The sequence below is a fragment of the Bacillus atrophaeus genome (assembly GCF_001584335.1).
Taxonomy (GTDB): domain Bacteria; phylum Bacillota; class Bacilli; order Bacillales; family Bacillaceae; genus Bacillus; species Bacillus atrophaeus.
Genome location: NZ_LSBB01000018.1, coordinates 657,145 through 669,089, shown reverse-complemented (window position 1 = coordinate 669,089; position 11,945 = coordinate 657,145). Strand labels below are relative to the sequence as shown.

Genomic DNA, 11,945 nt, shown 5'->3' with positions numbered 1-11,945 from the left:
CTAAAAGTTCAATTGAATAGAATCGATCATGTTCTCTTCTTCCACGCCGCTGCCGCTCAATTCGATATGTTCGATTTGAACGCTTGGTTGTTCTATAATCGCGGATAAGATGCGTAAATAGTCGTTTGATAAAGCTTCGATTCTGCTTTTCTTAAATAGTTTCTTCGAGTATTCGAACAGACCGTGATATTTGTCTTGGTCCACCTGGATCGACAAGGTCAGGTCGAATTTGGCAACCGTATGCTGAAGCGTATACGGCGTGAATCGAAGGGAATCGAGTTTCAATTCAGCTTGATCGAGATTTTGCAGCACAAACATCGTATCGAACAAAGGATTACGGCTTGGATCTTTTGGAAGATGTAAGCGCTGGATCAATTCTTCCAATGGATAGTCTTGATTTTGATAGGCATCAAGCATGTTTTCCTTTACTTCGTTTAAGTAAGCATCGAATGTTTTACCGCCTGCCGGATGATTGCGAATGACTAACGTATTGACGAACATTCCTACAACAGGCTCTACATCTATATGAGTTCGCCCGGTGATTGGCGTTCCTATGACAATATCCTCTTGTCCGCTGTATTTGGATAAAAGAATCGTATAGGCCGCCAATAAAATCATATAAAGAGTTGCTCCTGTGGTTTCTTCCATTTGGCTTAAGCGCTGTTTCAATTGTTCCGGTATAAGAAATTCAAATGATTCGCCTTCGTAATTGCGTATGGAAGGTCTCTCGTAATCCGCAGGCATATCAAGTGCAGGAATGTCATCATGAAATCGATTCAGCCAATACGCTTCCTGGTTCTTGATGTTTCGCCTTTGAACTTCTGTTTGCTGCCAAACCGCATAATCCTTATATTGAATGGAAAGCGGATCCGGTTCGTTCCCCTCATAGAGTTGACTTAAATCTTTCATCAGAATATTCATGGACACGCCATCGGAAATGATATGATGCATATCAACCAGCAGCACATGCTTTAGAGGTTCAAGTTCAATCAGTCCGACTCGCATCAACGGGGGCTTGGTTAAATCAAACGCTTTGATGAAATCAAGCACACGATCTTCCACTTCTTCTTCTCTCGCTTGAATCCGTTCTATTGTAAATTCGACGCTCGGATGAATACGCTGTGCCGGTTCGCCTTCATATAGGTCAAAGCTGGTCCGCAAAGCTTCATGACGTTCGATTAATTTTTGGAAAGCGGCGTTTAATCGGACCAGATCGATGTCCCCTTCTACACTCATGGCACCCGTCATATTGTAAGTCAGCTCGCCGCCCTCAGCATGGCTTAACAGATACATCCGTTTCTGAGCTGAAGAAACTGGATAATAGGGCATTTCCTTTGCAGCAGGAATCGATGCATATCGATTTTTTTCCGTGCGTAACGCCATGGCAGCCAACTGTTCAATGGTAGGAAACTTAAATATGTCTTTTAGAGACAGATTCACATCCAGCTCTTTGTGAATTCTGGCGGCTAAGGCCGCCGCTCGAATGGAATTTCCTCCAAGATCAAAGAAATTATGCTTGATCCCTGCATGGCTGATCCCGAGCACCTCTTGCCATAAGGCTGTCAGCTTGGATTCAATCTCATTGCCCGCCGGGACATATTCGGCTGTCTGCTGCAAACTTGCCTCTGGCGCGGGCAGTGCTTTACGATTTATTTTCCCGTTGGACGTTAACGGCATATGCTCCAGCTGGACAAAATAGGACGGAACCATGTAATCCGGCAGCTCCAGTGACAATTGTTCTCTAAGCTGCGAAACTGTTACAGGTTTGCCGCTCACATAGTACGCACACAATTGTTTTAAGCCGTCCTCTTCTTCTCTGGCTAAAACTGCGGCCTCTTGAACCGCTTCCACATTATGCATCGCTGCTTCGATCTCACCAAGTTCGATTCGATGTCCTCTGATTTTGACTTGTTCATCGATTCGGCCCAAATAGACAAGATTTCCATCCCGCAATCGCTTAGCCAAGTCCCCTGATTTGTACATCTTCGTTCCCGGGGTATACGGGTTATCAACGAACTTCTCTGCCGTTAAATCCGGGCGATTCCAATAACCCCTGGCCACACCTGCTCCGCTGATATAAATTTCACCGGGTACCCCGATCGGCACCAGGTTCCTGCTGGCATCCGCCACATAAATGTTCGTATTGGCGGCCGCAGTGCCTATTGGTACAAATTCTCGCCTATCCTGTTTAGCGTCGTAACGATAAATCATACATCCGACGACTGTTTCCGTCGGTCCGTATTCATTGAATATGTCCAGCCGGCCTTTAAACTGCTCGCTGATACTGTGGGCCAGGCGGGTGCTTAAATTTTCTCCGCCTACAATCATTTTTCGAATTGTCGTTTTATCGGCTATATTCATTTCTTTGAGTACATGCAAATGCGCCGGGGTCAATTTGATCATATCTATTCTTGGGTCCTGCATAATCGTTGAAAGCACCGCGCTTTTATCTTCTCCATCGTAGACAATGACGGTATTTCCCGTGACCAACGGTGTAAAAATCGACGTCACTGTTAAATCGAAAGAGACGGACGAGTACAATGGGAAATTGGTTTTCTCGCCCTTCACATATACCTCTTTTGCCCACCAAATATAATTGGCTAACCCTCGGTGCTCAATGAGTACGCCTTTCGGATTCCCCGTGGAGCCCGACGTATAGATCATGTAAGCCAAATCATGCGCATCGCTGATCAATTCAAGATTTGAACGGTCCCCATGATAAGAGCTTTCCTCATCCAACAGCACAACGTCACCATCATACGTTAATTGTTTATACAGTTGGTGCTGTGTCAAAACAATTTCCGCCTCTGAATCTTTCAGCATATATTGTATCCGATCCTCCGGATACTCCGGATCAATGGGCACGTATGCGCCGCCGGATTTTAGAACAGCCAGAATTCCAACAATCAGCTCAATACGATGCGGGCAGATAATGGCAACGAACCGATCCGCTTGTACGCCCTTCGTTCTTAACGTTCGCGCCAACTGATTTGCCCGTTCATTGAGCTGCCTGTACGTGTACCGCTCATTGCCAAATATAACGGCTTCATGATCAGGCCGCTGTTCTGCTTGCTTTTCAAACCATTGGCATACCGTTTCATCGTTCGGATACGGCGCCTCAGTATCATTAAACTCCATCAGCAAATGATGCCGTTCGATGTCTGATAGCATAGGAACGGCGGACAAAGACATCTCCGGATCTTTGACAAGGCTGTCCAAAATGTGGGTATAGTGTCTTGTTATTTGTTCAATAGTTTCCTGTTCAAACTGCCCTGGATTAAAATCGAAATGCATCTCTAACTGCTGTCCGTCATCTTCGATCGTTAGCATCAAATCATATAAAGAGACTCCGGGATTTCGTTCTTTCACCCTAAATGTACATCCATTTTGCTGAATCTCATGAAATTCAATATTTTGAAACACAAACATCGTGTTAAACAGCGACTTTCCTGTTGTTTCCCGTTGTACATTTAATTTTTCCACCAGCCGGTCAAACGGATAATCCTGATTCTCAAATGCATCAAGCGTTTGCCGCTTGACTTCTTCCAAGTAATCCGCAAATCTTTTATTGGCGTGCGGCTTGGTCCGAATCCCGATGGTTTGAATGAAAATTCCGATCATGCTTTCGATATCCGGATGATTTCTTCCGGAAGCAGGCGTGCCTACGACGATATCTTCTTGGCCCGTATATTTGTGAAGCAGCACTTTGTAAGCAGCCAGAAGCACTGTATACAGAGTCGTTCCCGCCTTTTGCGCCATATCTTGAAGCGAACGGGTTACATTTGGCTGCAAGGAGCACGTCACGCGCTGTCCCTCAGAAGACCATTCCATCGCTCTTGAACCGTCTGCCGGCAGTTGAAGGATGGGGATTTCTTCTTTGAATTGCTCCAGCCAGTATTTCTCCTGCTGCTCCATGGTCTCTCCAATTAACCACTGGTTTTGCCATTCTGCGAAATCTTTATATTCAAATTCCATTTCCGGCAATGGCTCATGATGATATAGAGCAATCAGCTCATTCGTAAGTATGCTGATGGAATAACCGTCCGAAATAATATGATGCATATCGATGAGCAGTTCCGCCTGCTCGTTGTCGATCTTGATCAGCTCCGCGCGAACCAAAGGAGCTTGTTCCAAACAGAAAGGTTTTACAAACTGATTTGCATAGGCATCAAATTCATTCCGGTCCATCGCACGGACATGAACGTTAAAATCAAGCTCACTTGCAATTTTCTGTACAATTTCGCCATCTATAATGTCAAAAGAAGTGCGAAAGGCTTCATGCCGCTGCATGACTTGTTGAAGGGATGCGATCAAGGCTTGCTCATCGTATTGCCCTATAATCGATATTTGGCCAAACATATTTTGCGACAGTTGATTCGGTTCCATTTGATGCAGGAAATATACTCTTTGCTGTGCTGGCGATGTCCGGTAATAGGCTTTCTTCTCAACAGCCTTCATCGGGAGGTGCACGACTTTCTTTTCACTCCGGATCAAACTCGCCAGCTCCTTAACGGTCTGATGATTGAAAAATTGCCCTATGGAAACTTTTTGATGAAATGTTTTCTGAACTTTGGAAAGCATAAGCGTCGCTTGCAGCGAGTTTCCCCCCAGAGCCAGGAAGTGGTCTGATCTGCCCACCCGCTCAAGGCTGAAAAGGTCCTCCCAGATCTGTGCCAGCTGCCGCTCCGTTTCATTTTCCGGCTCTTCGTAGACGGCAGCAAGATTTGCCGTATTGCTTAATGTTGAAGAGACTCGCTGCTGGTGACCGGCATACAACTCTTGTAAAGCTTGCTGTTCTTCATCGGAAAACAACCTCAAGGCGTCAAGAGGGACTGAATCCCCTTCAACCATTTTTCGCAGCAATTTCGCAAAGCCTGCTCCCCACTTTTCCATGATCTCCGGACTGATGACGTTCGTATTAAAATCGAAATCAAGAACATATTCTTGATCCACGTCCGTTACGTTAAGAAATAAATCGTATGAGATGCATTTCATAGGATACGCAATGGGCTCAGCCTCCGCCTTTCCGAAATGCAGCTTTCGAAAAGGTCTGTCCAAATTAAAAATAATACGCATATCCGGCATTTGATCGTGCGGAAGCTGTCTGGCCACCAGTGTCATCGGAACAGCTTGATGCCGCATGACTTGATTCACGGTTTCCTTCATACAGTCGAGGTAACCGGATAAGGTGCTTTCTGCAGAAGCCGTATTCTTCACCGGAACCATATTGACACAATTTCCAATCAGCACATGGTGTTTCATATGTGCTTGACCTGCTGTTGGAATCCCGATCACAAGGCCGGACTGCTTGGTAAGCTGGTGCAGAAAAAGATGAAATGCACCCAGCATGGTCACAAATACGCTATTTTTCATGCGAATGCTTAATGACTTTAAAGCCTCGCTTAAAGGCCGCCCCAGTCTAACCGTACACCTATCACCCTCATACCCGTGCGGATAACGGGAAGAGGCCGCGCTGGGCAAGAATGCCTGCGGTATTGGTTCAGAGAAGTGCTCCCGCCAATAACGGACTCCTTCTTCATAATGGCCGCTGTCGATCTGCGCTTGCTGCCAATCTAAATATTGGTGAAACGGAGTAACCTCATCCGAGGGAAGCGGTTTTCCTTGTACAATGGCGGCGTAAGTGCTCTCCAGCTCTTGTACAAAAACAGCGATCGACCAACCATCGGCAATAATATGATGGAATGTTAGAACAATCAGATGTTCGTCTTGGTTCGATTTAAGCACATGAACCCTAAACAAGGGCTTCTGTTCGTGAAAATGAAACGGACGCTTGGCATCTTTCGTCAGCCATTTTTGAATTTCCGCCTCATGATCCTGGTGACCGGTAAAATCAATGACAGGAATTTCTACATTCATCCGTGGTTGCACTTGCTGTACTTCGTCATCGGCATGAATGACCGTACGTAAAGCGTCATGGCGGTTGACAATATGCTGCACCGCTTGTTCTAACAGCGTATGCTGCACTGCCCCTTTCACTTTTAGCATAATGGATTGGTTCAGAGCCGCAGAAGCTTCATTCCCATAATGGGATACCATGACCAATTGTTGTTGTTCAGGAGAAAGCTCGTACGTCTCGTGTTCTTTATGGCCTCCGTCATCAGGGGAATTCGGCCCTTCCGGAATAAATCCGCCCCGGCGAAGATCTTTCACCGTTTCTTGAACGGCTTGAATGATATAAGCAATATCACCCGAGGTATGAGCCGTAGACAAGAAGCAGTTGCGGCCTTCCCAAACATAGACACCTTTATAATTGAGATGGTAAAAGAACAAATCATTATCAACCGATGAGACAAACCGGAATAAGGAACCGAATTGAACCATACGAATAGGCACTTTCGATTGTTCAAAATAGTGATTCAATTGATCGACCAAGTAGGTCGTCTTTTGATTTAATCGCTCATACAGATTTTCTCCCTCGGATTGTAGATGACGAAGCACGGCTAATGACATTCTCATGGTAAGCGGGTGAGTATTGAAGGTGCCGGCCACAAACGTGCGTTTCTCCTCGTTCGTTGGATAGGAGTCGTCTCCATACTGCCAGACTCCGCCGTCGATCGTATTCATGAACTCAGCTTTTCCGGCAACAATACCTAACGGCTGCCCGCCGCCGATGATTTTCCCGTAGGTCACCAGATCGGCTTGGATGTCGAACCATTCCTGCGCGCCGCCGAGACCGATCCGAAATCCCGTAATAATTTCATCCATAATGAGGGCTGTCCCGGATTGTTGCGTGATCGCCCGCAGTTCTTTCAAAAATAATTTCGGCTGCAAGTCCGGTCTTCGGCTTTGCACCGGTTCCACCAGTACGGCTGCCAATTCATTTCCCAGACTGCGAATCACGTCCAGCGAATCCGGATTGTTGTAATGCAAAATAATCAAATCATTCATAAAGTTTTGCGGTATGCCCGGAGCCAGCGGATTTGCAGGCGCAGCCCCGCCCTTCGTATTGGCTACCCCTAATACACCGTCAAACGTACCGTGATAAGAGCCCGAGAACACCACAACTTTCTTTCTTCCTGTTGCCGCCCTCGCCAAACGAAGGGCAACCATGACTGCCTCTGTTCCGGAATTATAGAAAGCGACCCTTTCTACCCCAGTGCATGCGCGGATTCGATCTGCAACTTCTCCGGCGACATTCGACATCGGACCAAGCGGCGGCAATGCCGATTGGGTTGAATCAAGGATGATTTGCGTAATAAAGGACGGATGATGTCCAAAAAGGTTTACCCCGAAGCCCATGGTGATATCGATATATTCGTTTCCATCAATATCCCACATCTTGGAACCGTCCGAATGTTCGGCAATAATCGGGTATACCATTTCCTTCCAATATGAACGAAAACTGGACAAGTTGCGGTTATTTGCATGAGCAAATCGGGTTTCGTCCGTATATTGCTTGGAACCTTTCGTTTTGTCTACGTATTGCTCGATAAAAGTTTCTAAATATTGTCTTTGCTGTGCAGTATAGTGTCCCTGTTCATGCAAGTGCTGCGGCTGAAAAGGAACATAAGGCTTCGCTACTTGAGTCAATTTTTTTTCTGCAGTGACAGATGGAGTCCCCTGCTTGGAAGAAGGGATCGATTTTTCTTGCGCTTTCACGTATTCTTCCGCTGCGAAATGATGGCTGCTGTTTCTCAACAAATTAAAGCTATTCAATTGAGCTTGTAAGGTGTCCTGGATTAATTGATTCTGAGAAGCAATAATTTTTTCCAGCATATGCCCTTGATGATCTTCTCTATGATCCGATTCGGGCTGTGCTTCTGAAATGACAAGCTTTTCTTGCGCCGTAACACTCTCTTGGGCCGGAGCGGACGCAGACGATGGAGCGGCCTCTGCCAAGTAATCTACGACACTTTGAATGTTGTTCATCGTATCAAAAAAGCGTTCCATCGGGATGTCCACATCAAATTCATCTGCAATGGCTTTTTTGACCTGGGTCAGCATGATGGAATCCATTCCGAAGCCGATAAAATGGGCATCCAGATCGATTTCATCCGCTCTGATTCCCGAAGCATTACTGATCACAGTCTTCAAGAAGGATTCAATATGCGTCTTCGTCTGATTGATATCCAATGTTGCTTCTCCTCTCTCTTTGCCTTCCTTAGAGCGCAAATGGTCAGCTTCAGCCCAGCATCGATTCCGTTCAAACGGATACAAGGGCAATGGAGTTTTTTGTACAACTTCATTGGAATATACCGCGTGCCAATCAATCACGGCTCTTTGCACAAATAATTCGGCAGCACGATTCAGCCATGTGATTCGTTCATCCTTCGTACGGGTACGCTCCTCGGCCAGACGAGCAGCTTGTTTATTCAGCTTTTCTTTATCGGCAGGCAGCATTTCCTTTATGTTCTTGTAACCAAAGTATACCTGGGGAAGATTTCTATCACCTTGAATCAAGCAGGTCAGCTTATCTATTAATTCTTGCTTACTGGTTACAATCATGGCTATACAATGATCCAAATGAGCCCTGCCTGTACTTGCTGTATAGCAAATTGACTTCAATGAAGTTTGGCTGTCATCCGAAATATATTGCCGATACCGCTGGGCAAGTTCATAGAGTGAAGTTTCAGTATGGGCGGATAAAACAAATAGATGCGGCTCATTTTCAGCCTCCGGTATAAACTCACCTTCACGAGTATATTCTTCCATTACCACATGCGCATTCGTTCCGCTAAAACCGAACGAGCTGATTCCGCATCGCAGCGGTCGGTCACCAGGTGTAAAATCCATAACTTCTTGATTTACGTAAAATGGTGAAGATTGAAAACGAATTAACGGATTCGGTTTATTAAAGTGCGCTAATGGCGGGATTTTTTTGTGATTCAGCATGAGGACAGATTTTATCAATCCAGCGATGCCTGCCGCTTCAAACAAATGTCCGATGTTCGATTTAACGGAGCCAATCGCACAAAATTGTTTCTTTGCCGTATACTTCTCAAACGCTTTACAAAGACCGTTAAATTCAACCGGATCGCCAAGCTTGGTTCCGGTGCCATGCGCTTCGATGAAAGACAGTGTTTCAGGAGCAATGCCCGCGTCTTTCCAGGCCATCTCAATGACCTCGGCCTGAGCTGCCGGATTCGGTGCGGTGATTCCAGCGGTTGCCCCGTCTTGATTCATCGCGCTCCCCTTTATTACGCCATAAATATGATCTCCGTCGCGTACCGCATCCTGCAAAGGTTTCAGCAGGATTGCCGCCACGCCTTCGCCAGAGCCTGTGCCGTCCGACTCTTCGCTGAACGTTTTGGTAAACCCATCTGAAGACTCCATATCGAGCCCGATACGCACCGGCAACAGCGATGTTCGAACACCCCCGGCGATCGCCATTTCACAATCGCCTGTAAGCAAAGATTTACATGCCATATGAACGGCAACAAGCGATGAAGAGCAAGCCGTATCCACGGTGACCGCCGGCCCTTTTAAATTTAAAAAGTAAGCGATTCGACTCGCTAACACGGAGGGAAGATTTCCTACAATATATTGATGAAGTTCCTCCGGATAATTCGCAGAGAGAAGGCGTTCGTAATCATAGCCCACCTTCGAGTACCCTGCATATACTCCGACCTGACTCCCGCTAATGGTGTCGCCGGCATAGCCTGCATCTTCAATCGCATGCCATGCGGATTGCAAAAACAGCCTTTGATTGGGGTCCATGAACTGTGCTGTTTTAGGAGCTAAACCAAAGAACGAATAATCAAATCGGTCGATTTCATCTAAATAACCGCCCTTAACAAACTGACTTTCATTGAATTCGCTTTGAATGGATCGTAAATAATCCGTCGCATCTTTGACTCTTGGTTCAGGGAATTGTCGAATGCCGTGCTCTCCTCTTTCCAGCAGGTGCCAAAAATCACTCTTATCCGAGGCTCCCGGAACATTGAGCGACATTCCGATAATGGCGATGTCTTTCGACGAAACACGGCTTGGCTTCGCTGTATCGGCTTGCTTAATTTCAGCATGGCTTTCAGCCAGAAATACCGCTAAATCTACAATAGAAGGATATGTAAATAAATCAGCAACCGCAAGCTCGCGCCCAAACCTTTGTTCTATGCGTTCTGCAATTTGAGATAACTGTAATGAAGTTGCACCCATATCAAAATAACTATCGTTTAGGTGAATCTTTTTCCCAGCAAGCTCTTCGGAAAAGATAGACAGCAATTCCGTTTCTATCTCATGAATGGGAGTCTGACCCGGTTCCTTTGGATGGTTCTCCAGAAACTTCATGATTGTGGCAGACTCTATCGAAAATTCCCCTGTCTCATACTGCTTAGCCAGTTCATATCGCTTAACCTTTCCGCTTGTCGTTTTTGGCAGCTTTCGGATCGGAAGGACTTCTTTTATGCTCCAGCCGCCTCGTTGGTACAAATGCTTTTTAATGTCTTTGACAAGCGGTGCAAATTTTTCAGGGGATTTTTTGAAAACAACAAAGAGCACGATTTCTCCGCTTCGCGTCTCTTGATCATATACACCGCAGGCTGCAACTCTTCCTAAATCAATTTCTTCCATTTCAATCGCGACCCGTTCAATATCATGGGGATACACATTTTTTCCGTTCACAAAAATAATGTCTTTTTCTCTTCCGGTTACGACTAAGTTACCTTCTCTGATGAAACCAAGGTCTCCCGTTTTTACCCAGCCGTCAGGAGTCAGCGCTCTGTCCGTACTCTCTGGGTTGTTATAATACCCTCGGGTCACATTTTCCCCCTTGATCTGGATATGACCGATGATTCCGTCTTCTAATCTTTCGTTTGCTTCATCGCTGATTCGAAGCTGACAGTAGTCAATGGGCTGTCCCACTTCGACGAAAGAAGCGCAGTTTTGATCATCTTTGCTGACTTCCACGGCTCTTTCACCGAGATTTAAATGATCGCGATGCAAATAAACAGGAACAAATTCTTCACCCGTTTTAGAGAACGATGCGCCAACCGAAGCTTCCGCTAAACCGTATACATTCAAAATGGCGGATCTTTTCATATTGAACATTGCACATCTTTTCAAAAATTCGTCGCACAGTTCTGGCAATATAGGTTCCGCACCGTTTGCGATGACCCTGATATGGGATAAATCCCAGTCTAAACGTTGTTCATTTTTCAGAAATTTAAGGAAATAGTTGTATCCGAAATTAGGAGAGGATAGGATGCTGGCTTTATGTTCGTGAGCTTTTTTCATCCAAAGAATAGGTCTGCGGATAAATAATTCTGTCGGCATGAGATATTGATTGATTCCGGACAAGATGGGAACTAGGTGGCAGGCAATGAGCCCCATATCATGGGTTAAAGGCATCCAAGATAAAAAAGAATCTTTCAAGTCAATCGAAAGGGCATTCCGAATGGCACACGTGTTATGTATTAAGTTATGATGGGTTAACATGACTCCTTTCGGGTCCCCTGTCGATCCGGAAGAAAATTGAATGAAGGCCAGTTCATCCGCACTAGGTTCATATAAAGAAGCGGGTTGATCGTAGATTCGATCTTGAATTATGTCAGATTTCTCGTTTAATTGCTGATGGAAATCTTGCAAATCATGTTCTGCAGCGTATTTTTTTATTTTGTCCAATATCTTTTCAGAGGCAATCAGAAACGGATTGTTTAATATATTCCAAATGCGCCATACCTTTAGCTTATGGTCATCATCTTCTCCGATACTGACTGGTACCGGGACCATTCCTCCTAATAAACAAGCCCAAAAAGCGACGACAAATGATTTGTTTTCTTGGATTTGAAACACAATTTCTTGCTTTGGCTGAATGCCGATATGTTGTAAGTAACCGAGAAATCCTTGTGCTTCGTCAAACAACTGGCGATAAGATATAAACGTCTCGTTTTTATCGGATTCGATAAAACGGATTCCGTGATCCGTTATATTGCTTCTTTCCCGAATGACATCGACTAAAGTTTGAAATTGATTGGTAAACATAGGTT

At 45.4% G+C, this 11,945-nt stretch carries 1 protein-coding gene; it reads right to left on the bottom strand.

Annotated features, from left to right (window positions below):
• Entirely contained in the window at positions 1–11,940 is an 11,940-nt protein-coding gene (locus AXI57_RS12225) for a non-ribosomal peptide synthetase (protein ID WP_061670217.1), read from the bottom strand.
• Positions 11,941–11,945 lie beyond the last annotated feature (5 nt).